This is a genomic window from Maribellus sp. YY47, from assembly GCF_023111095.1.
In the GTDB taxonomy this organism is placed as follows: domain Bacteria; phylum Bacteroidota; class Bacteroidia; order Bacteroidales; family Prolixibacteraceae; genus Draconibacterium.
On record NZ_JALGYW010000005.1, the window covers coordinates 73,313 to 98,070 of the forward strand.

Here is a 24,758-nt window from a genome sequence, read left to right on the forward strand (position 1 = left end):
TTCAGAAATGAAAAAGCTGCTAGGAATTTTTTTGTCACTCCTGATACACATCAGTTTTTTTAATGTGTATGCCAATGGCGATGATGATAAAACAGGAAGAATAAAAGGAGTAATCGTTGAAGAACATTCGGGGCAACCCATGGAATTTGCCAATGTTGCGGTTTATAACACGGCCAGTTCGGCGTTGGTTTCCGGAGGAATTACGGATGGGAAAGGCGAATTCGAAATTACAGGATTACAGTTAGGAGAATATTACCTGGAAGCCAATTTTATTGGTTTTGATAAGTCAAAAGTAGATAACATTGTTATCACCCGTGACAATCCAACCTTTAATTCAGGAAAAATAAAGTTGAGTAGTTCGTCGGTTGAACTCGAAGGAGTTGAAGTAGTGGCCGACCGTAGTCCGGTTGAATTCAAACTCGACAAGAAAGTGGTGAATGTAAGCCAAATGATTAGTGCAACCGGAGGTACAGCGGTAGAAGTTTTGGAAAATACACCCTCGGTACAGGTCGATCTCGAAGGGAACGTTTCATTGCGCGGGTCATCGAATTTTACGGTGTTGATCGACGGGCGTCCCAGCGTATTAACCGGGAGCGATGCATTACGCCAGATTCCTGCTTCAGCGATCGAAAATATTGAGATTATTACCAATCCTTCCGCGAAATACGAACCCGATGGAACCACAGGGATTATCAACCTCGTTATGAAAAAGAATTCGCTGAACGGATTAAGCGGAATCGTTAACGCCACCATCGGATCGAACGATAAATACCGGGGCGACGTTACCCTTAATTACCGGACCGAAAAATTTAACTTTTTTGGAGGTTTTGATTGGCGCGACGATACGTTTAAAGGTGGTTCGCACTCGCTTAGCGAAACCTATTCGGGAGATACTACATCGTATATAAAAATTGATGGCGACCGTAATTTTAACAGAAACGGAAAGAACGTTAAGGCAGGCGCCGATTGGTTTGTAACCGATAAATCAACCTTGTCGCTTTCCGGAGAATTGGGGCGTTCGGATAATACCAATAACGGCGGAGGAAGAACACACGAATATTCGGTTCCGGCCGGCGACGAACTTTTTTCGATTAGCGAGGAAGTGTCCAATAACGAAAGCAAATTTTACAGCGGAACATTGAGCTTTCAGCATAAATTTGATAAAAAGGGACACCAGCTGGACGCATTGGCTTTTTATTCGCGCGAAAAAGGCTCGGACGACGAAGTCGAAGGCGAACTTCTGGCTGATGAAGATTACAACCGGACACCCGATTATATAGAAAGGGTGGCAACGCTCGAAAATGAAAAGCAAAGGGAATTTCGCCTCAAACTAGATTATGTTTATCCATTTAGTGAAGACGGTAAATTCGAAGCCGGAATGCTGAGCCGAATGGAAACCGATAAGGAAGACCTGGCGTTTCAGGATTACAATCAAAGCAACGATAGCTGGATTATTAACGAAGATTATACCAGCTCTACCGATTTCACACGCGACATTCATGCGGTTTATACCACATTCAGCAATAAGTTGGGCGAACTGCAATACATGGGCGGACTGCGCGGGGAACTGACACACCGTGAAACCCGGAATACCAAAGCAGATGAACCATCGAAGCTGAATCGTTTTGATTTGTTCCCAACCGTTCATTTTTCGTATGGTTTAGGTGATAACATCGAATTTATGACGAGTTACAGCCGGCGAATTAATCGTCCGCGCGGACGTGATCTCGATCCAACACCAAATTATTACAACCGGTACACCATTCGCTTCGGTAATCCCGATTTGAAGCCCGAGTTTACCAACTCCTATGAATTGGGTGCGATGTATCGCTTCGATCGTTCCTATATCTCGCTCGATGCCTTTCACCGGATTACCAACAATAAAATTGACCGCATTGAAACGCTCGGCGACGATGGAATTTATTATTTGAACACCGACAATTTTGACAAAGATTATTCAACCGGGGCAGAACTTACCGGGAATGTCAATTTTACCAAATGGCTGCTGGTAAATGCGAGCGTTTCGCTGTATCATTACCGGATTACAGGAGATCTGAACGGCGAGTCGGTCGATCGTAGCAGCAACAACTTGAGCAGCAGAATGAACACGACTTTCAAAATATCTCAAAGTTCGAGATTGCAGTTGCAGGGATTTTTTAACGGAAAATCGGTTTCAGCACAGGGAGAAAGAAAGGCGATGATATTTACGAATATTTCTTACCGACAGGATTTCTGGAACAACAAATTAACAGCAACACTAAATGTACGCGATATTTTAGGTACCGGTAAATTTGAAAGTGAATCCTACGGAACCGATTTTAAACGCTGGAGCCAATGGAAGCACGAACCCCGAACAGTAATGCTTACCCTTAGTTATAAGTTGAATAATTTCAAAGAAGATCGAAACAACCGCGGAGAAGGTGGAGGAATGGATATGGACGGCGGAGAATTCTGATCCATAATAAAATAATACGTCATATTTTTATGGAATGCTGCTCTTTGGGCGGCATTCTTTGTTTTTCAAAGGTTCATTAATCTGGTTATTGGGAATGCCAACTGAAAAATCAGTTTAAAAACTGAAAAAATAGTTGCAAAACTGAAAAATCAGTTATATGTTTGTTGTGACAGATGAAAAAACATTTTAATGAACCGTAAAATGAAAAGACTTACCAGAAAAGAAGAAGAGGTAATGAAAATCCTCTGGCAGCTGAAAAGGGCTTTTGTAAAAGACATCATCGAAGAGTACGACGATCCGAAACCACATTACAACACCATTTCGTCGCTGGTGCGTTTGTTGCAGGAGAAAGGAGTGGTGGGCTACAAACAATACGGAAACACCTATCAGTACTTTCCTCTTCTCTCAAAAGAAGAATACCGCCGAACGTTTATGAAACAGGTGGTGAGCGATTATTTTGACAATTCGTATAAAAGTGCGGTTGCTTTTTTTGTAAAAGAAAAAGGCCTTTCGGAACAAGAGATTGATGAGCTGATAAAAATGATAAAGGAGGGAAATTAATGGAAAGCTTCTTAATCTACCTCGGAAAATCGGCGTTGGCTGCAGGCGCTTTTTACCTGGTTTACATGGCGCTTTTTCAGAATCGGAAGCAGTTTTTATTTAACCGGATCTATCTGCCGGTGTCGTTGGCGATCAGCTTTCTGATTCCTCTGATTACCTTTGCTACGGTTCATTACATCTCAACTGATACAGCGGGTTACGCCGATAGTTTTACCTATTTACCCGAAGTTGCTGTCTCGACAGTAGCAGAGTCAAAAATGGATTGGATGGATGTGCTGGTTTTGATTTATGCGACCGGAATTGTCCTGTTTCTGGGCTACTTGCTTTTGGGGCACTACAAGGCTTTTCGGATGGTTCGAAACAGTAGTGTAAAAATACTTTTTGGAACCCCGGTAAATGTAACCGGCCAGGACGTTCACCCCTTTTCGTTCTTCAATAAAATTGTACTTTCTGAAAAAACAATCCGGAATCCCAACCTCGAAATGATTGTTTGCCACGAGCGAATTCATGTACAGGAGCACCATACGATCGATATTCTGGTGGCAGAAATTCTTTTTCTGTTCCAGTGGTTTAATCCTTTTGCCTGGCTGATTAAAGATGCCATGAAAAATAACCTCGAATACCTTGCCGATCACCAGGTTACGCAATGCCACAATGCCGAAGCTTACCAGTTGGCAATGGTAGGACTGGCCGATAAAAAAGGTGTTGCTCCTTTTCTAACTGCATTAAACGGATCACAACTTAAAAACCGAATTATTATGATGAAACAAAAATCAGACAACAAATACCCGCTGCTCAAACAGCTGGTAGTGCTTCCTTTGCTGGCCATCCTAATTATGGGGCTTTCGAATAAGGAAGTAAAAACAGAGCTTGTACAAAGTAATCTTTCTACGGAAATTACCAGACCAGAAAAAACAATCACTGGGAAAATAACCGACGAAAAAGGCAAGCCCTTAGCCGGAACAGCAGTACTGGTAAAAGGGACAACCATTGGTACGGTTGCCGATGCAGACGGAAACTATAAGATTGATACTAATGAAACTGCTACGCTGGTTTTTATGTTGCCCGGTTTCGAAAAAGAAGAGATGGGCGTTGATGGAAGTAAAGAACTAAACGTTACGCTAAAAAAAGCTTCGGAAGACAGTCAGTCCGGATTTCAAATTACCGGTATGCAGAAGGGTACTGTTGATTTTAACAGCGATAAAACGAAAATTACACCGGGTTCGTCCGGCGGATTAAACCTTTCGCAATATGGGCTTAACGATAAACAACCGCTGTATGTGGTTGATGGTAAAAAAGCGCCTACGGTTGAAGAGGTAAATCCAGATGATATCGCATCAATAAGTGTTTTGAAAGATGTAAGTGCTACTGCCCTTTATGGCGATTTAGGAAAGAACGGGGTGATAATTATTACCACTAAATCAGGTCAGAAAAAATCTGAAATGGAAAATGCTGAAGGGAATAAAACAGCAACTGTCGGAATACAAGATAAAGCGCAGCAATCTTTTAATGGGAAATCACCCCTTGTAATTGTTGATGGCGAAAAATACAAAGGAGATATTAACGATATTTCTCCCGGTGAAATTGAATCTGTATCAATATTAAAAGGCGATGAGGCCAAACAGAAGTATGGAGAAGAGGCCGTTGACGGAGTGGTTGTTATTACCTCGGCAAACAGGGCTGAGCAGTTGGCTCAAACCGAAATTCCTGTGGTACTTAATGGGAAACCAATCAGTAAAAAGATAAATGAGGTTGATCGGGATCTGATTGAAAAAATAAAGCGGGTAGAACCGAAAGAAGCGGTTAAAAAATATGGCGATTTTGGAAAATCCGGTGTGTTAGAGGTAAGTAGTCGAAAATTGTATACGGATCAGGTTACTGTGAAGAGTTCTGAACAATTGCAAGATGAAAAAATTGATTCGGATTTAAAACTTCGCAAATTTATTGCCTACAGAATCAAATATCCGGTTGTAGCTCAGGAGTGCAATCAAACAGGCGATGTGAATGTATTTATTCATGTGGCTGAAAATGGAAGTATTACATTTTTAGATGAAAAGCCTAAAGATGCAGTTTCGCTCGATGAGGTGGTTGTGGTTGGCTTCGGGCCCAAGTCGCCGAAAGTCGCCGAAACTGATGCCGCCATGGAAGCTCTGAAGAAAGAAGCAAAGCGGGTGGTTTCCCTGATGCCTGCAATCGATATTCCGGAATTGCTGGGCAAGGATGTAATAATGACTGTAAAATTTATGTTGGAGGAACCCAAGTAAGAAAAAAGCTTTTTTTAAAAATTAGTTGAAAGCAAGAACTGGCTGTTGAGTCATTTTGGCAAATAGGAAGAGGGAGGATCCATTCGGAATCTCCCTCTTCCAGTATCTTTATTAGCTAGAGTTTTGCGCTTAGATTCTCTGCTTTTATTTCTTTTCAATAATAGCTACCCAGCCACCGCCTGGTGCCATGTTTACTTTTACGGTAGAACCGGAAGTTACATTTACGGTTTCCTGAGCAAAATCGGAAGCATGCTTGGAGGCATTCACACCGTCTTTCCAAACTTTCATCGTGTAATTTCCTTCACCTAGAAAATCGAGTTTCAATTCCAGCGAGCGCGGATCCCAATCCGTCATGGCGCCCACATACCAGGTGTCGCCGGAGCGACGGGCAACAGCTATGTAATCGCTTACTTTGCCTTCCAGAACTTTTGTATCGTCCCAAACCGATGGAACTGCCGACAGAAACTCCATACATTGCGGTTCACGGTAGTAGTTCGATGGATTGTCGGCCAGCATTTGCAGCGGACTTTCATACACCACATACATTCCCAACTGGTGGCAACGGGTTCCCTGGCTCATGGGTTCGGTAAAAACCGGATTGAAATTCTGTTTTGTTTTGTTGATCATTGCACCCGGAGTGAAATCCATCGCACCGGCAACCATGCGGATAAAAGGTAAGGTAACATCGTGTTCCGGGTCCGGAAGTGTTGACCATTTTGCATTTTCAAGCCCTTTAACTCCTTCGTAAGAAATCACATTGGGATAAGCACGATCAAGACCACAGGGTTTGTAGGCTCCGTGGTAGTCTACCAGTAATTCGCGCTTTGCACATTCCAAAGCAACTTTTTCGTAGAAATTGACCATCCACTGATCATCGCGCTGCATGAAATCCATTTTGATCCCTTTTACTCCCCATTTCTGGAATTGGTCCAAAGCTTCGATCAGTTTATCGTCGAGAGATTTCCAAACTACCCAAAGAATGATATCAACATTTTTCGATTTGCCGTAATCTACCAGTTCCTGGATATTGATCTCGTCCACAACATCCAGAACATCGCCTAAATGATACCATCCTTCATCCAGAATAATATACTCTAAACCATATTTGGACGCAAAGTCGATGAAATACTTGTAAGTTTCATTGTTTACCCCCGATTCGAAATCAACACCGTAAATATTATTGGCGTTCCACCAGTCCCACGCAACTTTTCCTGGTTTGATCCAGCTGGTGTTTTCAATTTTTTGTTCCGGAGCAAGTTTGTAGATCAAATCAGATTCAACCAGGTCGGCATCGTTTTCAGTGATCAACATAACACGCCACGGGAAAACCCTCGGTCCGCTGCATTCAGCAATATAATCAGCATATTTGGTAGGTTTTACGTTACGGTCGTTTTGTTGTTTCTCTTCCAGAACGACACCTGGAAATTTACCAATCAGTGTATTTTGGTTTTCGTCGCTACCGCGCAGCCAAAGTCCGGCGTAGTCCATTAATCCTGATTCCGAAATGTAGGTTTTAACGCCGTTGCCACAATCCACCAACATCCCCGTAGAGCAAAAACGGTCGCTTCCAACATTCGATAGTTTTTCTCTCAGGTATTCTCTTTCCTGGTGCGACATCAGGCTTTCTTCTTCGGGAAACCAGATGGCATGATCAGCAGGAAATGCAAAGGTTACTTCCTCCGATATTACTTTGTAATCGCCTTTGGTAGCCGAAACCCAACGATAGGCAGTACCTTCGTCATAAGCCCTGAATTCGAGCGAATAACCGCTGAAAGTCAGCGTCAGCAAGTTGTAATCATCTTTAATAACCGCGTGTTTGCGGGCTACAACAGGGTGAAGTTCCTGCGACACCGAAGTGGTTTTTGCCTTTTTAACTTTCGCTTTTGCTCCCCAAACCGTTCCGTCCGAAATTTTCATCGAAATGGTGGAAGGAGCAACAATTTCTTGTCCGTTTAAAAGAACGGTGTAAGAAACCTGTTCGTTTACCGAAACCTTTACCGCAAGTTTCCCCGAGGGAGAAGAAACGGTGTAGTCTTTTGCTGATACTGCTGACACAATAAGCGCCAATAGTACAATGATGGTTAATTTATACATAGATTCGATTTTGAATTGGAAGATAGGCAGCGAATGTCAACAGTATGTAGTTGAAGTTCGTCGCCATTCATAGTTTATTAGATAATTTATTTAGACTTTAAACGGCATGCAAGATAGCCAAATTATGGTTAAATTAGTAAGGAATAAAAAAACCGTTGAATATGAAAAAGCATGTAATATTTTGGATTTTTATTGTTCTGACAGGTGTGCAATCGACTGCAAGTGAATTTGAAAAAGATGTTTTTCAAACCTCGGCAGGCGAGTTGAAAATATCTTTTATCGGGCACGGAACGTTAATGATGGAGTTTAACGGGATGGTCATTCATGTTGATCCGGTATCGTGGTTTACCGACTATGAAACCATGCCCAAAGCCGATTTAGTGCTGATTACGCACGAGCACGGCGATCACCTCGATCCAAAAGCGATTGATGCGATTAAAAAAGAATCGACCCATGTTGTGCTGACAGAGAGCTGCTCTGATAAATATACCGGAACCGATGTAATGAAGAACGGCGATACCAAAGTATTTGGAACAATAACGGTTGAAGCAGTGCCGGCGTATAATATTAAACAAATGCGGTCGGAAGGGATGCCGTTTCATCCCAAAGGCCGGGGCAACGGTTATGTCATTCGCTTTGCCGATAAAAAAGTGTACATAGCCGGCGATACCGAAAATATCCCTGAAATGGCCAACGTGAAAGACATCGATATTGCTTTTCTGCCAATGAATTTACCCTATACCATGACTCCGGAAATGTGTGCAGCTGCAGCTCGTATGTTTCATCCTAAAGTTTTATATCCGTATCATTTCGGAGAAACCGACACCAACGAACTGCTCAAGTTAATGGAAAACGACAAGGATATTGACATCAGAATTAGAAAGTTGAATTGATTTTTTGCAGAAAAGCGAATAGGTGGGCAGAAGTTGTATTCAGCCAATAAAATCACTCGCTAATACAGTGTGGTGATATGTTTTGCCACTTGCAGCTCAGTAAACCAATTCCTCTGAGAATCGTATAGTTTATTTGCATCAATGCTATTTTGCTGCTTTTTTGCATCCCCGTGAAACGCAAAAAGAGGTGGCAATGAGTCCGACTAGTGCAAAGATCACCAGAAAACCGTAAAAGAAGTTTTCAGAAAGATGGGCGCAGCACGATAAAAAGCCAAGCAGCAGCGTGGCAAAGAATCCAAGGATTCCCCAGAGCGCGAGGTTGTAGCAGGTTAAAACAAAAATTTTTTTCATGACTCGAAGTATTAAGATTGTTTCTTATAACAAAGAAAAGAATTGAAAATAACATATGTTCATAAATAAATATGATATATTTGCTTTGTACATGAGATGTTAAAGGTGTAAATACGTGATGGGACACACTTGAAAGTGTGATAATTGCAACATTTTGATAATAAATTGAACGATGGAAATAAAATACGATGCCTGCTTAAATTGTAATATTAAATCGAATATGGTATCGATTTTAAATGAGGAAGAGCTCTGTGAGTTAGGAAGGGGATGTCTGCAGACAGAATTCAAAAAGGGCGAGCTGATTTTTAAGGAGGGCACGCCAGCGCATCATGTGGTATATATTAGGGAAGGTTTTGTAAAGCTTAGCAAAAAGGGGATAGGTGACAAGGATTATATTCTTAGCATTCATAAAGAAGGAGCTTACCTGGCGTTAAATAATTTAAACAAGAGGAGTCGCCAAAACAGTGTTTCAGCCACTGCTATTACACCTTCGAAAGTATGTTTTATCGATGCCGAGGTATTTGGCTTGCTGCTTAAAAAGAACGGGCAGTTTGCGTCGGAGGTGATTCAATACATTGTGAACGATGAAATGAATTATTTCGAACGGCTGGTAAACAATATTCAGCAGCAGGTTCCAGGGCGGCTGGCCAATTCGCTGTTTTATTTCAAAAACCAGGTTTATGGTGAAAATCCTTTTAACCTGAACATTACCAAACAGGAACTCGCGGCATTGATTGGGACTTCACGCGAAAGTGTAGCTCGTTTGCTAAAGGAATTTCAGGATGCCGGTATCATTCGGGTTGAAAAAAGTAAGGTTACGATTGTTGATGAAAAGAAGCTGGAAGAAATTCAGCGAAAAGGTTAATCGTCGCTCATAATCATTCAGAAATTTCAAAAGAACATAAGGCATAAAAAAAGCCACCCGGGAACTCCGGATGGCCTTGAAGTATTTTGATGCTGATGGTTAATTCATGATATTGGTTTTCACGTCAAGTGTGCCAAGATCTTTCATTTGAATATTTGGCGCATTGATAACCGTGTTGATGTCATTTATATCGACATCTTTCCTTGACGCAAATTCAGCAGGAAGGATGGCTACCCTGAAGATTTGATTATCTGTTTCTCCTGCTTGCAGCTGTTCTTCAGGGATGGTGAATTCAAGGAATACCCGCACATTTTCGAGAGTATAATCATAATTGTACTGAATGACACCTTCGTCTAAGACTACTGTTTGAGGCATTAACCGCCAAACATCCAGGCCATTATCCTGTTCCCATAAGATGTACACCAGTACTACATCGCTGTTGTATACTGTAACATTGCTTGGAAAATCTTCGATCACGCTGTATCCGTTTCCTGAATTGAAATCGATGTTTTCCATTTCAAACACGGTACCGATAAAATTATAACCATCTTCCCCGGGAAGTCCGGGAGGGCCAACCGGTCCTTCGCAGGCGCTGATTATCAGGGCTGCTGCGAGTAAAAAAATGTTTGCTAGCTTTTTCATGTCTTAATGATTTTCTGATGAATAATATGTTTTGATAGTTTTTTAATCAAGTATGGTGCCAAAAAAAACCTTCGGCAGTTAACCGAAGGTTTTATATCTGATTTCGCAATTGAAATTAGTCGGCAGATCCGGGAACGGGTACAGTTGCATTGGCAATAAAACCAATGTCTCCCATGATGTAGGTGTCAGGACCCAGTTTCATGTCAGAGTTCATCATTTCGTCCCAGGTTACTTCTTTTCCGGTGTAAGCAGAAACACGGCCCATAATAGCTGTCATTACCGAATTAGCTGTTTCTTCAGCTTCGTTAAACGGAATGTTCTGGCGGATACAGGTAATCAGGTTTTTGTGCTCCTGAACGTACGGACTGGTTTCATGATCTTCGAAACTAAACAGTTCGTTGCCCTGAAGGTCGGTAATTTTTGCAGTACCTCCCTGTGAGGTGAATGAATGTCCTTTTGTTCCGTGGAAAAGTTCGTTTACTGCGTTGGCACATCCGTTGATCTGACGACAAGTACTTAAAAGATGTCTGTCATCATCCAGAACAAAATCAACGGCAAAGTTATCGAACTGGTCTCCGGTGGGGCGACGTTGGCGCGAACCAAAACCGAGCGCTTTTACCGGGTGTTTTCCAAAGAACCAGTTGGCAACGTCGATGTTATGTACGTGTTGTTCAACAATGTGGTCGCCTGATAACCAGCACCAGTTCACCCAGTCGCGGATCATCCATTCCATTTCACTCCAGTTCGGATTTTTATCACGGTACCACAACTGACCACCATTCCAGTAAACTTCAGCTGTAACCAGTCGTCCGATGGCGTTGTTGCTCAATTCTTTGTAGATACTCTGGTATTTGTGCTGGTGGCGACGTTGTGTTCCGGTAACCACTTTCAGGCCCAGGCTGTCAGCCATTTTTGCAGCGGCAAGTACCTGGCGAACACCTGCAGTGTCAACAGCAACGGGTTTTTCCATGAATACATGTTTGCGCGCTTTTACAGCAGCCGCAAATTGTTCGGGACGGAATTTCGGAGGAGTAGCCAAAATTACAATGTCTACACCCGAGTCAATTACTTTTTCGAAAGCATCAAAACCAACAAAGCAGTTTTCTGCAGGAACTTCAACGCCTTTTTCGTTTTTAATTTTATCGCGGCAACTGTCAAGGCGATCCTGAAAAACGTCTCCAAGTGCAGTAATGGTTACTGTAGATCCACCGGCTTCAAGGAAATTAATGGCTGCACCGGTACCCCGACCTCCGCATCCGATTACACCGGCTTTAAGTTCTGTTCCTGCCGGAACTTCATCTAACATTGGCGGGAAATTGTATTCCCTTGGTTCCCAATCGTAAGACACTCCGGCTGCTGAGCCTTCTCCACCTCCTGATGAACAGGATGTAATGGTTCCTACTCCCATGGCACTGGCTGCACCGACCATAGCTGCTCCGGTCAAAAACCTTCTTCTCGAAAAATTATTTTCACTCATGATGATAAATTTTAGTTGTAATTTAGGAATAGAGTTATGTTTATTTTTTACCTGTATTTTCGTCGAATTCACAAACTACCCTGAAGCTGATGTAATTACAGTCGGATAGCCACCAGATACTTTTTGGTATTTGCGGATCTGTTTTTAACCATGCCACACTTTGCGTATGATCACGTGCAGCGCTTCGGACTTCGCCAACCGGACTTTTGAAAGTTCCTCCTCTTACCACTCTTTCTTCTCCTGAAGCCGGACCTTTGGGGTCGGTAGCTCCGTCCTGGAGTTTGGTGTAGCTGTCTTCAGCATACCAGTCGAGACAGTATTCAGCAGCATTTCCAAGCATGTTTTTCAGCCCAAATGGATTGGCTTCCACTTCTTCGGGTGTTCCGGTTTTCAGTCCGCTGTTCTTTTCGTAGATCACGAATTCGTTGATAGCATCGCTGCTTTTTCCGAATAATCCTCCCAGGAATCCTTTTTTGCCAAAGTCTTTTGGATTTCCTGCAAAGAAATAAGGTGTTTCAGTGCCGCTTCGTGCCGCGTATTCCCATTCTGCTTCGGTTGGCAGTCGATAAGTTTTGCCGGTTACCTGTGATAACCATTTGCAGTAGGTTTCAGCTGAATGGTAACTCATGGTAATCGCCGGGCGGGTTCCCATGCCCCAGTTTTGATCGGGTTGTCCGTATGGCGGAGTTGGTCCTGAAATCGCATCTACGTCGCCGCTGGCGCGTGTTCCTTCTGTATCCGAAGTTCTTCCTTCGGTTGCTGTAGCCGTGTAGAAAGCGAGGTATTCGTTCCAGGTTACCTCTACTTCAGCCATAAAGAAAGGACTGATATTTACTGTTTTTTGCGGACCTTCGTCTGCTTCGCGCATTTGTTCGTTATCGGGGCTACCGATTTTGAAACTACCGCCAGGAATGGCTTTCATGTTGAAGGAAATTGTAGTTGCCGGGATGGTTTCGGTAAAATCTTCCAAACCTGTAACTTTCGCTGCCTCGGTAAATTTCTCCAGGTTTTCAGCGCCCGTGCTTCCAAACTCAACATTTTTAGCATGTAAAGCTTTGGGGTCGTAGTGCCCCACATTGAGATGGCAGTTGATGCATCTCAGTTCTTTTTCGTTTTGACTGTAATATAAGTGGGCATCCTGTCCCTTCTGCGAAAGCGTTAGCGGGAAAAGATTCGAATGGCATTTAACACACGAGGCTTCAAATACATGGTGTTGCGCCTGTTCGAGGCTGGATTTTGCTTCCCAGTTAAAATCGGCCGAGTCTTTAAACACATAACCGTAAAGATCGCGGGCCGAAGCTTTGATTTTTTCTTTAAAATAACCTTGTCCTTTGGGCGGTAAATGGCAGTCAACACAACCAATTTTTATTCCGACGCGGGTGTCGTGATGCACGGAAAGTTTCCACGAATCAGTTACGTGTGGATGTACATGACACATTTCACACGATTCCGGTGTCGACGTAGCTTCAATAGCTTTATTCGCATAAATTGTGATCAGGATTCCAACCACAAAGCCAAGGAAAAGAACAAGTAAGAGCTTCTTTTTAAGGTAATTGCCAAATTTGTTGAACATCTGGTAATAATTTATCAGGTATTATCGATTGATTTAAGTGGCCCTAAATTAACTATTTTATCTTTCCCAACTGTTCTGTATTTGATTATTTGTAGCAGACCAGATATTTTATTTGTTGTTTAACTGGCCATAAAGATGAAAAGGTTGCCGGAAACGACAACCTCTGGATAGTTCCCGATAGGAATACAAGAGAGATAAAGGGAAATAATTGTTAGGGCAAGGTATAACCAAAATGTTGAAATTGTGTTAGTGCTTGATTACAAAAGGATTAAAAATTAATTAAGAAACTACCGAACAATCGCTAAATTGTGTTAAACGGATCTGGAATTATTTTGTAACTTATTGCTATGAACAAACTCAGGCATAGTGTTTCCGACATCGTTGAATTATTTTTTCCATCGCTTTGTGTAACCTGTGGCGAACGACTGGTTTCGCAGGAAAAGTTTCTTTGCCTGAAATGCTGGTACGATTTACCGGTTACGAATTTCCATTTACATGATGAAAACAAGGTGGAGCAATTGTTCTGGGGAAGAGTGAATATTGATGGCGCGACTGCTTTTTATGCCTATAAAAAAGGAAGTCGCTACCAGCAACTGATTCATTTTATTAAATACAAAGGGCAGAAAGAACTGGGTGTTGAAACCGGAAGAAAATTCGGATACCGCCTTGCGGAAAGCGAACGGTTTGCAGCGGCAGATGTTCTGGTTCCGGTTCCGCTTCACCCCAGGAAAGAAAAAAAGCGGGGCTACAATCAGTGTCTTTACATTGCGCGGGGAATGGCGGAAGCTTTGGCGAAACCTGTGTCGTCGGATAACCTTTACCGAAAGGTGTTTACCAAAACGCAAACCCGCAAGAGCCGTTTTGAGCGCTGGCAAAACGTTGAAGGAATTTTTGACATTCACCGTCCGGAAGAATTTACAGGGAAGCATGTTTTGCTGGTGGATGATGTGGTTACCACCGGATCGACCCTCGAAGCCTGTGCTTACCAACTGTTAAAGATAGAGGGAGTGAAAGTTAGTATTGCCACTCTGGCTTTTGCCGATTTTTAATATTTGGCGTTATAATCGCAGAGTCCAACCATTCATTACTAAACAATCTATTCCGGAAAGTGTTATTTCAACACCACACAGTAATTATTCATTTAAAACGATAAAAGATGAACATCAGGTATTTATTTATCTTGGTTATAATGGTGTCAGGAATGTATTCCTGTACTCAAAAGCCTGTTGCCGAACAGGAGAATGTAAAATATTACCGGCAGTTGTTGTTTAGCGAGACACCGTGGGATTTGGAACGCGGAACTTATCCACTTTCAGAAGAAGAAGCAAAAACAGTAAACAATTATAAATTTACCTGGAATGAAGCAGGTAAACTTGCTTCGGTTGAATATAATCGTGGCGGCGTTTTGTTGGGCTATTCGAACCTGTGGGCAGCGAAAATCACGTATACCTATGACGGGGATAAGCAGGTTAAACATTTCTTTAACGAAGCCGGCGAGCCCATAGAGAATGGTGGCGCTTATGCATTCGAGTACACGCTTGACCAAGAAGGAATGAGAACTGCTATGCGTTTCCTGGACAAAAACGGAGAAGCCATCGAAAACCGCAACAACATTCACAATTATGTGTGGACAAGATTACCCGATGGAATGATCAGGGAATTGCGCTATAACTTAGCCGGTGAGGAAACGATTATGAATCCGTTTTGTCCCTTTTACGAGCTTCGTTTTTCATATGACGATAACGGCTACATAACCCGAATGGCCAACTTCGAAGCTGATACGCTTTACAATTGTACTGCGGAGAATTGCGGCGATGTAGGCGTTTCCTATTTTACTTTTAAGAACAATGAGAAAGGCGATGTGCTGAGTTTCTCGGTGCACAGTACCACAGGGCAATTGTCGAACCTGTATTGGGGATGGGCAAAAAGAGAGAATTCGGTGGATGAAAACGGCAATGTTTTGGAAACTGTGGTGTATGATCAGGATGATGAGTTGTGGGGAGGGAAAAATATTCCGGTAACCCGCAACGAATACGATGAGCACGGCGCTGTGGTGAAAAGTATTTCGATGGATGCCAATAAAAACGTGGTGAACCATCCGGACAACGGTGTCGCCATTGTTGAATACAAATACGACGAACAAGGCCGTCGAACGGAAACACTGCGTTACGATAAAGACATGAACCCGGTGGAAAGTAAAAGCTAGACTATTTTATTGCTGAAAAATATGATTCTACATCAATCGATTTTAAAAACCTTATTTGTTGTATTTGTTGCTGCTGTAGTTGCATGTTCAGGTGGAAAAAAGCCAAGCGCGGAAGCCAGCATTAAGTTGGATACAAATGCTCCAAAAGTGGAGATCAACGCTGAAGCAAAAATGCTGCTTTCCACATTAAATGAACTGGGAGACTATGTAAACAGCCGAAATTTCCCTTCGTTGATCAAACCTTCGGCAGTATATGAAGAACTGAACGGGAATAACCTGATCATCGATATTCGCAGGCCCAAAACATTTGCTGGCGGCCATATTAAGGGCGCCGTAAATGTTGACTTTACCGCGATACCTGATTATTTTACCAAGCAGATAAAACCTTTCGAATACGATAAGATTATTTTGGTTTGTTACTCGGGTCAAATTTCGAGCTATGCCACTTCTTTGCTGAGGCTTGAAGGTTATGGTAATGTTTATTCGATGCGCTGGGGGATGAGTGGTTGGAACAGGGATTTTGCAGAAGATGCCTGGCTGGCCAATATATCATCCGATTATCAGGGTCAGTTGGAAACCAAAGAGAATCCGGGTAATCCGGCAGGTGATTTTCCGGAATTGAATGCCGGAGAAAGCACTGGTGAAGCTTTGTTGCAGGAGCGGGTGAAGACCTTGTTTGCAGAAGGATATGCTGATGCTCTCATCACGGCTGAAGAGGTGTTTGAAGATCCTGCGCATTATTACACCATTAACTACGAGCGAAAAGATAAATACGAATCAGGGCACATTCCCGGCGCGGTACGTTACAAACCTGGCGGAACCCTCGGGATTGTTACTGAAATGCAAACCATTCCCCGCGATAAAGACGTGGTCGTGTATTGCAACACCGGGCATAATTCGAGCTTTGTTACCGCTTATTTGCGCTTGTTTGGCTACAATGCCAAAACGCTCACTTTCGGGAACAATGCTTTTATGTACGATAAAATGAAAGAAGAGGAAAGCACATTGTCGTGGATGCCTTTCACCGAAGAAGAAATAGAAGATTTTCCGTATACAAAGAATTAGTTTTTATTGTTACTTAATTCGATTCCAGTCTGATCATTGTGTCGGGCTGGAATTTGTATTTTAATACCTCCGGGTTTGTATCGTCCGATAAAATAAATATCCGCTCTATGCCCAGTTGATTCAATATAACCCAGGCTTTTGCCGAAGTTGCAGGATTTTCGGAATACAGAAGAAGATCATTCTCGGCGGTATTAAGTTTCTTACGGTTTTCGGGAAGCAAAATATCTTTGAGCGGAATCGGCCACGCGTTTTTAAATTTTGTCGAGTCTCCGTCAAGGTTCACCACCTGATAGGGGTGTTGGAAATCGGCTAAATGCTGTATGCTGATCGTTTTATTTTTGACTACAGATATTGCATCCTCCACGTTGCGGGTAAACAGGTTTTCGTTAAAAGAACGAAGCAAGACCATAATCAGCAAAAGGGTCAGAGCGGCTATAATAGCGGTTGATACTTTTAAATTTCCCATACAATTGATATTTATTCGCAGCCTCCGTCCAGTTGAGATTCTTCCAGTCGTTTGGCTTCCAGGTACTGGCGTTTTAAACTATCGGGTAAGCTGTTGATTTGGGTGAAGGTGCGGCGGGCTTTTAACCGGTTTTCAAAAAGTACATTTTCCCGGGCCGAAATATGTTCTCCTTCAAACTTACTCAGCATCACCGTTCTGAACCACTCGTTCATTCCTCCCCGCATCATAAAGTTGTTTTCGTATCCCAATCCCGAAACGATGGTCCACGCCAGTGAAGCATTCTGATCGTCGTTCGAATAGAATATATTCTTTACTTTTTTTTGGTTGAGATAACCTTCCCAGTCCGGATTTAGCAAATCGTTAAACGGGATGTTGATGGATCCCGGAATGTTACATTCCATAAATTCAGCATCGGTTCGAAGATCGATCAGTTGTATGCTGGTGTCTTCGTTGTTTATAAAACGGGCAACCTGATCAACCGATAAATAACTTTCGTCGTTGAGCGACATCGCCAACAGTTCATCGGGCTGCAGCCGAAACGTTTTGGACGGATTGTAGGGGAGAAAAGCCAGTATTGTCCCCAAGCCCAACAATAATATAGCGATGTTTAAACGTGGTGTCATATTCCGTATTTTAAATTTCATTTGAAATTTCGGGACGTTTAAATTTCTTTTCTGCTTTTTCAGCGATCCAGAACAGGAATACCGCGATTAAAATCAAAATCAGGGTAAACATTCCCGGAGAAAGGTTCATCCATTCGTCAATACGAACAGGTCCTTTGTAATGGCTGTTTGCCAGGTTTTGAATAAAAGGATAGGTTTCTGCAAAAAGAAACGCGCCGGTGAGCCCGCCGACGAGGAAGAATAAGGCATCGATTTTCCCGATCGACAGTGCGCTGATACCCGTGCCGGGGCAAAACCCGCCCATAATAAATCCGGCTCCCATAATAACACCTCCAACCAAAGCCGCCCAAACATAATACGGATTAACATACACCAGCTGAAGATTCAGGTATCCAAAGTAACTCAGGAACTGAGAACCCACCAATGCAACAATTGCGGCGGTGAAGAATACCTTCAAAACAGTAGTGTCGTAGCCATAGAACATGCCAGCCAGTTTTCGGCTCGAAGAAAAACCGGCCTGCTCCAGTGCAAATCCAAACCCGGTACCGATCAGAAATGCGATGAGTAAATTGACCCACTCCGGCATTGTTGTTAAAAGCGATATTGGCCCCATATTTTATGTGTCTTGAATGTTGTGATTATGAACATATCTCGTCATTGCAGTTACTTTTCAGATCCATAATTTTCTAAAAAACCAGGAAAAAAGGAAGGCCGATCCAAAAATGTAGATCATGGTCAGAAAACCTGCAACTGACAGTACTGCCATTCCGGAAAGTGCTGCGCCGCTGGTACATCCCCGGGCCAGTTGTGCCCCGTACACAAAAAATACGCCTCCTAGAAAAGCAAAGAGCAGACGCTTGGAATTTGATATTTTCGGCGATTTTTCAATTTTAAAGGTAAGTCGTCCCGAGAACGCTCCTGAAAGAAAGCCCCCGAGGAACATGCCCAGCACTTCGAGTGCCAGCCAGTTTGTTAACGGATGTTCCCCGTTTTCAAAATATTTACTGTAATACTGCGATTCCCGCACATGCTGAGGGTGGATGGCTTCAACAGTTGCCACAACAGCATATTTGAGCCCGCCACTGGCGCCCAGGCCCCGCCCCGAAAAAAACATGGCGGATAACAACACTAAACCAAGCATAATTCCTGCAAGGTAGGGATTCATATACTTTTTACGTTTCATACCTGCTGTTTGAGTAAAATCGGTTTTGCTATTAATACAACTGAGACTGGCGCTTTGTTTTTTATTCGGGAAATTATCTGCTATTTCCGTAAAATCTATTCAACATCTTTAGGCTTTCTTTGTTTTTTCTTGCAAACACAAAAATTAAATGAACTTCGAAATCAGTAAATATTTTCCGGGTGTACGGCCCAATGTACCCATGCCATCGCACGAGCTGCTTGTTTTATTAAAGGAAGAGGGAATGCGAAAACTGGTGAGCGATCATTACGATTTGTTGGTGCAGAGCCCGATAAAACACCTGTTTCCCAAAAATCCGATAGCGCTGGAAAAGGCAAAGGAACACGCCGCCGATTTTTTTATTCAAATTTGCGGAGGCCCCGATTATTTTAACCAAAACCGGGGTTTGCCACAAATGAATCGTCGGCACCGGCCATTTCAGATTACGGCCGAAGCCCGTATTGAGTGGTTGAATTGTTACCGCGAAGTGCTCAAAAAGCTGGATTTGCCCGAGAATGTGGTACTGTCGTTCTGGAATTACCTCGATGTGTTTTCGAAATGGATGGTCAACAGCTGATCGCGACTACCGACAAATTTACAATCGGTAATACAAGGCCAGCGAAATTACGTTGTTGAATTGGTTGTTAAGCCAGTACGATGTGGTAGCTTCGGGTTTATTACGCACCGGTACTACCGAAAGCGCAAACCTCAGATCGACTGACATGCGCTCCAGAAAATCGAACTGAAACCCGGCAAACGGTTGAAGATCGAATTCTTTGAATGGTGTTTTGTTCGGATCGTCGACATCATCAACTCCGATAATTTCGCGCGAGTGGATCAGCACTCCCGGTGAAATTCCGCCGATAATCATGCTTTTGTCGTTGGTTCGAAAGGCCAGGAATACCGGAACTTCAACATAGCCGAGCCGCATAATGTATTGATCCTCGTTGGTTTTTGGATTGAAATTTCGTCTCGATCCTTTTTGTGAATATTTGATTTCAACACCGGCAGAGATAGCGGGGGCGATGTCGGTTTGTACAAAAATCCCGGCCAAAAGGCCTACTTTGTGGTAGCCTTTGAAAGCGTCACCTTCCACCTGAGTTCCGTTGAACCCGGCAATCAGGCCCGCATCGAAACGCTGGGCAAATGAAAGGTTTGTTGCCAGCAAAAAGATCAGGATGACTAGATTCTTGTTCATTAATGCCAAGTTACATTAATTTTTTGAGTTCTTCTTTTAGTAACTCCACTCCTTTGCCGGCTTTTTCCTGAATATAAAAGACATTGGGTTGGTGAATGGCAGGTTTGCCCGGGTCGATCACAAAAACCGGCGTGCCGCTTTGCACGTAATTAACCAGCCCTGCAGCGGGATAAACGGCCAGCGAAGTTCCGATAACAACCAGGATATCGGCTTGCTCAACAATTCGGATGGCCTTCGGAATTTCAGTCACTGCTTCGCCAAACCACACAATATGCGGACGGAGCTGACTGCCTTTTTCACATAAATCGCCCAGGTCGAGCGCCCAATGATCGAGCTCATAAACCAGGAAAGGATCAATCGTGCTGCGGGCTTTTGTTAGTTCGCCATGCAAATGCAAAACGCGCGAACTCCCGGCCCGCTCGTGCAGGTTGTCGACATTCTGTGTTACTACATCCACATCAAACCATTGTTCCAATTCGGCAATTCCAAGGTGCCCGGCGTTCGGTTCCACTTCATAAAGTTGTTTGCGGCGCTGGTTGTAAAAACGAAGTACCAGTGCCGGATCGCGTTCCCAGGCTTCGGGCGATGCCACTTCGGTAACATCGTATTGTTCCCACAATCCGCCCATGTCGCGAAAGGTTTTTAATCCGCTCTCCTGGCTCATGCCGGCCCCTGAAAGTACCACCAGTTTTTTCATTTTTTTGAAAAGGATTTTCAGTTTCTTCAAAAATACAATTTCGGTGAAGAAAAAGAATCCTGGATCATTGGTTTACTCCGGGTAAATATGTTTTTAAGCTTGTCGGTAATGGTTGCCCATGTCTTTTGGCTTTGTGCCCCAAGGGGATTATTCCGTGCCCCATGAAACATGGTTTGCGAAACAAGGGGCACGGTTTGTGCCCCAATCTTTTTGTTCTCTGCCCCATGGGGATCGAAATCCGAAAACAGGGGCACGGCCTGTGCCCTAAGGGAATGCTTTTGTGAAAATAGGGACGCGTTTTGTGCCCCTTGGGGATTGTACAGAGAACCAAGGGGATTATCTTGCGCCCCGAAGTATCTGTCGTGTTTCCCGGCATATGAATTTTACTTTCCGTCCTTCCCGGTGTTCATAAAAATAACCGGAATCTTAATTTGAAATCTCTACATTTGCACTTGTGATCGATCATGCTACCATAGAGCGAATACTGGATGCAGCCGAGATATCAGATGTGGTATCCGACTTTGTGACACTTCGAAAACGAGGGGTTAACATGTTGGGCGTGTGTCCGTTTCATAACGAAAAAACACCTTCGTTTACGGTTTCTCCGGCCAAGGGGATTTTTAAGTGTTTTGGATGCGGAAAAGGAGGAAACTCCGTGAACTTCATCATGGAACACGAGAACCTGACTTACCCCGAAGCGCTCAAGTGGCTGGCTAAAAAATACAACATCGAGATTGTTGAGGAAGAGGAAACCGATGAGCAGAAACAGCTAAAAGACGAGCGCGAAAGTTTAATGATCGTGTCGGGTTTTGCCCAGAAATATTTTAGCCGTTTTTTGTGGGAAGAAAACGAAGGACGTACCATTGGACTGAGTTATTTCAGGGAACGCAGTTTTCGCGACGATGTGATGAAAAAGTTCGAAGTGGGCTACGCCCCTGACGGCAAAACACCGTTTACCGATGCTGCTCTGAAACAAGGGTACAAAATCGACTACCTTGAAAAAACGGGGCTGACCATTAAACGCGACGACTGGTTGCGCGACCGCTTTGCTGCCCGGGTGATTTTCCCGATCCACAACCTGGCCGGGAGGGTGATCGCTTTTGGGGGCCGTATTCTGAAAGACGATAAGAAAATTGCCAAATACCTCAATTCTCCGGAATCGGAGATTTACCACAAAAGCAAAGTTTTATACGGAATTTATCAGGCCAAACGTGAAATGACACGTTCTGATAAAGCCTACCTGGTGGAGGGTTACACCGATGTGTTGTCGATGCACCAGGCCGGAATTGAGAATGTGGTGGCCTCTTCGGGTACGGCTTTGACCGTGGAACAGATTCGTTTGGTGAGACGATTCACGCCCAATATTACCATTATTTACGATGGCGATGCAGCCGGAATAAAAGCTTCGTTGCGGGGAATCGACCTGGTGCTGGAAGAGGGAATGAATGTAAAAGTGTTGCTTTTGCCCGATGGCGAAGACCCCGATTCGTTTGCCAAGAAAATGGGGGCCAGCGCTTTTCTTTCCTACATTAAGGAACACGAAACCGATTTTATCCGCTTCAAAACCCAGTTGTTGATGAAAGATACCGAGAACGATCCGATTGCCCGGGCAAGGCTTATTTCGGAAGTGATCCGCTCGGTGGCGATTATCCCTGATTCGATTACCCGCTCGGTTTATATCAAAGATTGCAGCAACCTGTTGGGTGTCGACGAAGAAGTATTGTACAACGAAGTCAGAAGGCAAAAACAGAAGCAGGAAGGAGATTTTCAACGGAGAGATACCCGGGAGCAACAAGTGCGTCCGGTACCCAAAATGGAAGTTCCTCCGGTTTTAACTCCTTCGGGATTTCAGACCGAAGAACTTGAGTTTTTGAGGTTTCTGTTAAAACATGCCAATGCCCTCATTTATTTCAGGGAAAAAGGAAGCGACGAGAAGATTGCCGTAAGCGTGAAAGACTTTATGGTGGCTGAAATCGAAGAAGATGAGCTGGTGTCGCAAAATCCTTTGTTTCAGAAGATCTTTTACGACGTGGCTGACAATATCGAAAACGATGCCTTCGATTCGTGGAAACACTTTATTTATCATCCTAACGGAGAAATCAGCAAGCTGGCAACCGATTTACTTTCGGATAAATACATCGAGAGTAAACGCTGGACAAAAGCCGGGGCCTTTACCGAGCGGGAGGAAGACATTCTGGATATACTCATACCGCGAATCGTAAACGAGTATAAGCTGAACAAAGTGAGAGGCATGTTGTCGGGTATTGAAAAAGCGATTGAAGAGGCAAGCGCTGCCAAAGATTTCGACCGGGTGATTGAAGAACAATCGATGTATATGAACCTGAAACGTGTGGAAAAAGAACTTACCATGCAATTGGGGAACCGAATAATAAGTTAAGCCGATTATGCGAACCTATAAGATTGAGAACCGAGAAGACGTTGACCAGGTGATCCGCGCCTGTAAAACCTGTTACCTGGCCATGTCGGTGGATAATAAACCCTATGTGCTGCCCATGAATTTTGCCCTCGACGGCGACGTGGTTATTCTGCATTCGGCACAGGAAGGCCGCATGTGGGAAAGCATTGTAAAGAATCCAAACGTTTGCATCAACTGGACATTGGGTGAAGAACTGGCCTGGCAGGATGTGCAGGTGGGTTGCAGCTATCGCGTTAAGTCGAAATCGGTGGTATGGGAAGGAACGGAGGAAATTATTGACGATTTTGACGAAAAATACCGCTGCCTTGAAATTCTGATGAAACAGTACAGCGATCGTGAGTTTAAATTCGGAACACCGGCGGTAAAAAATGTAGGAATTTTCAAAGTACACCTGGATTCGCTCGGAGCAAAGGAATTTGGCGCGAAAGCAATTACTCCCTGGAATAGTTAATACAACTTCGATATGATATTTGTAACAGGAGGAACAGGACTGGTAGGATCACACCTGCTTTTTGAACTCACAAAGCAAGGTAAAAAGGTGCGTGCACTAAAGCGGGAAACAAGCAACCTGCAACAGGTAAAAAAAACATTCTCCTGTTATGTCGAAAATGCACAACAGTTGTTTGACCGGATTGAATGGGTAAACGGTGACATTCTTGATTATTATTCATTGGAACCGCTTCTTTCCGGTGTAACAGAGATTTATCATTGTGCCGCCATCGTGTCTTTTAGCAGAAAAGAGCGGCAGCAAATGATCGATAACAATGTGGAAGGTACAGGTAATCTGGTAAACGCGGCGCTGATCAACGGGGTAAAGAAGATTTGCCATGTTAGTTCCATCGCTGCTTTGGGAAAAAAGCAAAACGGAGAGCCGGTTACCGAAGAAACCAATTGGAATCCTTCGAAAAAGAATTCAGCTTATTCTGACAGCAAATTTTATTCTGAAACCGAGATCTGGCGGGGGATGGAAGAAGGGCTGGAAGGCGTAATCGTTAATCCGTCGATCATATTTGGCCCCGGAAACTGGGAAAGCGGGAGTTCAAAGTTTTTTAAGACCATTTGGGATGGAATGAAGTTTTACACCAAAGGAACCACCGGTTTTGTCGATGTACGAGATGTGGTGCGGGCGATGGTGCTGCTAATGGAGCCGGAGAATTTTGAAAAATGCAAAAGTCAGCGTTTCCTGCTGAATGCGGAGAATTTAAGTTATCAGAATGTTTTTAATCAGATTGCTGATGCGCTCCAAAAACCACGGCCTTCTGTATTTGCCTCCGATTTTATGTCGGGCATTGCCTGGCGCGTTGCGGCGATTGCAAGCCTTTTTACCCGGAAACCGGCCGCTATTACCCGTGAGGTAGCCACCGGAAGAAATGAAATTCACAATTACGACGGATCGAAAATAAAAGGGATATTGGATTTTGAGTATATCCCGGTAGCTGATTCGATCCGGTTCACGGCCTCTTGTATGTTAAATGAACTCAAGTAAAAAGAGCAGGTTCATCCTGCTCTTTTACGTCCGTAAACATTTTTATTTCCCGATAAGAAATGCCCTCTCAGGCACTTAGCCAGCTTTTATTCAGTGCTGACCGGTTCTTTATGGTTATCTCAATAAGTAGTCTCTTTTTAAGTTTTACTATGTGAACTCCTTCATATATAAAAAAAGGGGGCAACTCTTGTCCAAAAAGCTGCCCATAATAAAAAACAAAAAGAT

The 24,758-nt window shown here is 43.5% G+C and carries 23 protein-coding genes; 12 read left to right on the forward strand and 11 right to left on the reverse strand.

Annotated features, from left to right (window positions below; all coding sequences use genetic code 11):
- Window positions 1–7 precede the first annotated feature (7 nt).
- From MR764_RS05420 to MR764_RS05430, 3 genes are all read left to right on the forward strand, one after another.
- Window positions 8–2,455 (forward strand): TonB-dependent receptor, encoded by a 2,448-nt coding sequence (locus MR764_RS05420; protein WP_247978384.1) that lies wholly within the window; start codon window positions 8–10, stop codon window positions 2,453–2,455.
- Between the two features lie 201 nt (window positions 2,456–2,656).
- Complete coding sequence (locus tag MR764_RS05425; protein ID WP_247978385.1) at window positions 2,657–3,016, forward strand: BlaI/MecI/CopY family transcriptional regulator; 360 nt, start codon at window positions 2,657–2,659, stop codon at window positions 3,014–3,016.
- On the forward strand, window positions 3,016–5,280 hold the full coding sequence (locus MR764_RS05430; protein WP_247978386.1) for a M56 family metallopeptidase: 2,265 nt from the start codon (window positions 3,016–3,018) through the stop codon (window positions 5,278–5,280). The genes MR764_RS05425 and MR764_RS05430 overlap by 1 nt, the downstream gene beginning before the upstream one ends.
- A gap of 144 nt (window positions 5,281–5,424) precedes the next feature.
- Here MR764_RS05430 and MR764_RS05435 read toward each other — a convergent pair whose 3' ends face one another.
- The gene (locus MR764_RS05435; protein WP_247978387.1) at window positions 5,425–7,374 is read right to left on the reverse strand and encodes a glycoside hydrolase family 97 protein; all 1,950 of its coding nucleotides are present in this window, start codon (window positions 7,372–7,374) and stop codon (window positions 5,425–5,427) included.
- 161 nt (window positions 7,375–7,535) lie between these two features.
- On the opposite strand from MR764_RS05435, the gene MR764_RS05440 reads away from it, so the two are divergent.
- Window positions 7,536–8,267, forward strand: coding sequence for an MBL fold metallo-hydrolase (locus MR764_RS05440; protein WP_247978388.1), 732 nt, complete (start codon window positions 7,536–7,538; stop codon window positions 8,265–8,267).
- A gap of 144 nt (window positions 8,268–8,411) precedes the next feature.
- On the opposite strand, the gene MR764_RS05445 is transcribed toward MR764_RS05440, so the two are convergent.
- Entirely contained in the window at window positions 8,412–8,618 is a 207-nt protein-coding gene (locus tag MR764_RS05445; RefSeq protein WP_247978389.1) for a hypothetical protein, read from the reverse strand.
- A 172-nt stretch (window positions 8,619–8,790) separates the two neighbouring features.
- Between MR764_RS05445 and MR764_RS05450 the strand changes: the two genes are divergently transcribed.
- Window positions 8,791–9,483 (forward strand): Crp/Fnr family transcriptional regulator, encoded by a 693-nt coding sequence (locus MR764_RS05450; RefSeq protein ID WP_247978390.1) that lies wholly within the window; start codon window positions 8,791–8,793, stop codon window positions 9,481–9,483.
- A 99-nt stretch (window positions 9,484–9,582) separates the two neighbouring features.
- Here the strand turns inward: MR764_RS05450 and MR764_RS05455 are convergent, their stop codons facing one another.
- From MR764_RS05455 to MR764_RS05465, 3 genes are all read right to left on the reverse strand, one after another.
- On the reverse strand, window positions 9,583–10,125 hold the full coding sequence (locus MR764_RS05455) for a hypothetical protein (protein ID WP_247978391.1): 543 nt from the start codon (window positions 10,123–10,125) through the stop codon (window positions 9,583–9,585).
- A 115-nt stretch (window positions 10,126–10,240) separates the two neighbouring features.
- Window positions 10,241–11,602 (reverse strand): Gfo/Idh/MocA family oxidoreductase, encoded by a 1,362-nt coding sequence (locus MR764_RS05460; RefSeq protein WP_247978392.1) that lies wholly within the window; start codon window positions 11,600–11,602, stop codon window positions 10,241–10,243.
- Between the two features lie 40 nt (window positions 11,603–11,642).
- Entirely contained in the window at window positions 11,643–13,175 is a 1,533-nt protein-coding gene (locus tag MR764_RS05465) for an SUMF1/EgtB/PvdO family nonheme iron enzyme (RefSeq protein WP_247978393.1), read from the reverse strand.
- A 347-nt stretch (window positions 13,176–13,522) separates the two neighbouring features.
- On the opposite strand from MR764_RS05465, the gene MR764_RS05470 reads away from it, so the two are divergent.
- The 3 genes from MR764_RS05470 (at window position 13,523) to MR764_RS05480 (ending at window position 16,446) form a co-directional block, all read left to right on the forward strand.
- Entirely contained in the window at window positions 13,523–14,224 is a 702-nt protein-coding gene (locus MR764_RS05470; protein WP_247978394.1) for a phosphoribosyltransferase family protein, read from the forward strand.
- A gap of 107 nt (window positions 14,225–14,331) precedes the next feature.
- Entirely contained in the window at window positions 14,332–15,381 is a 1,050-nt protein-coding gene (locus tag MR764_RS05475) for a hypothetical protein (RefSeq protein ID WP_247978395.1), read from the forward strand.
- 21 nt (window positions 15,382–15,402) lie between these two features.
- Complete coding sequence (locus MR764_RS05480; RefSeq protein ID WP_247978396.1) at window positions 15,403–16,446, forward strand: rhodanese-like domain-containing protein; 1,044 nt, start codon at window positions 15,403–15,405, stop codon at window positions 16,444–16,446.
- 13 nt (window positions 16,447–16,459) lie between these two features.
- Here the strand turns inward: MR764_RS05480 and MR764_RS05485 are convergent, their stop codons facing one another.
- Genes MR764_RS05485 through MR764_RS05500 form a run of 4 tightly spaced genes read right to left on the reverse strand, consistent with a single transcriptional unit; the run spans window position 16,460 to window position 18,817 of the window.
- Complete coding sequence (locus MR764_RS05485; RefSeq protein ID WP_247978397.1) at window positions 16,460–16,912, reverse strand: hypothetical protein; 453 nt, start codon at window positions 16,910–16,912, stop codon at window positions 16,460–16,462.
- 11 nt (window positions 16,913–16,923) lie between these two features.
- Entirely contained in the window at window positions 16,924–17,535 is a 612-nt protein-coding gene (locus MR764_RS05490) for a rhodanese-like domain-containing protein (RefSeq protein ID WP_247978398.1), read from the reverse strand.
- Window positions 17,536–17,545: 10 nt separating this feature from the next.
- The gene (locus MR764_RS05495) at window positions 17,546–18,148 is read right to left on the reverse strand and encodes a YeeE/YedE thiosulfate transporter family protein (RefSeq protein ID WP_247978399.1); all 603 of its coding nucleotides are present in this window, start codon (window positions 18,146–18,148) and stop codon (window positions 17,546–17,548) included.
- 57 nt (window positions 18,149–18,205) lie between these two features.
- Window positions 18,206–18,817: a YeeE/YedE thiosulfate transporter family protein gene (locus tag MR764_RS05500; RefSeq protein ID WP_348773073.1), complete on the reverse strand. Its 612-nt coding sequence runs from the start codon at window positions 18,815–18,817 to the stop codon at window positions 18,206–18,208.
- A gap of 49 nt (window positions 18,818–18,866) precedes the next feature.
- Between MR764_RS05500 and MR764_RS05505 the strand changes: the two genes are divergently transcribed.
- Window positions 18,867–19,292: a hypothetical protein gene (locus MR764_RS05505; protein WP_247978401.1), complete on the forward strand. Its 426-nt coding sequence runs from the start codon at window positions 18,867–18,869 to the stop codon at window positions 19,290–19,292.
- 18 nt (window positions 19,293–19,310) lie between these two features.
- Here the strand turns inward: MR764_RS05505 and MR764_RS05510 are convergent, their stop codons facing one another.
- Window positions 19,311–19,913 carry a porin family protein gene (locus MR764_RS05510; RefSeq protein WP_247978402.1) on the reverse strand — a complete coding sequence of 201 codons (603 nt, stop codon included), beginning with the start codon at window positions 19,911–19,913 and terminating at the stop codon, window positions 19,311–19,313.
- 10 nt (window positions 19,914–19,923) lie between these two features.
- The gene (locus MR764_RS05515; protein WP_247978403.1) at window positions 19,924–20,640 is read right to left on the reverse strand and encodes an NAD-dependent deacylase; all 717 of its coding nucleotides are present in this window, start codon (window positions 20,638–20,640) and stop codon (window positions 19,924–19,926) included.
- Window positions 20,641–21,064: 424 nt separating this feature from the next.
- Between MR764_RS05515 and dnaG the strand changes: the two genes are divergently transcribed.
- The 3 genes from dnaG to MR764_RS05530 are packed head-to-tail and all read left to right on the forward strand — an operon-like array spanning window position 21,065 to window position 24,533.
- Entirely contained in the window at window positions 21,065–23,008 is a 1,944-nt protein-coding gene (dnaG, locus tag MR764_RS05520; protein ID WP_247978404.1) for a DNA primase, read from the forward strand.
- Window positions 23,009–23,015: 7 nt separating this feature from the next.
- The gene (locus MR764_RS05525) at window positions 23,016–23,498 is read left to right on the forward strand and encodes a pyridoxamine 5'-phosphate oxidase family protein (RefSeq protein WP_247978405.1); all 483 of its coding nucleotides are present in this window, start codon (window positions 23,016–23,018) and stop codon (window positions 23,496–23,498) included.
- Window positions 23,499–23,510: 12 nt separating this feature from the next.
- Window positions 23,511–24,533 carry an NAD-dependent epimerase/dehydratase family protein gene (locus MR764_RS05530; protein WP_247978406.1) on the forward strand — a complete coding sequence of 341 codons (1,023 nt, stop codon included), beginning with the start codon at window positions 23,511–23,513 and terminating at the stop codon, window positions 24,531–24,533.
- Window positions 24,534–24,758: the final 225 nt, after the last annotated feature.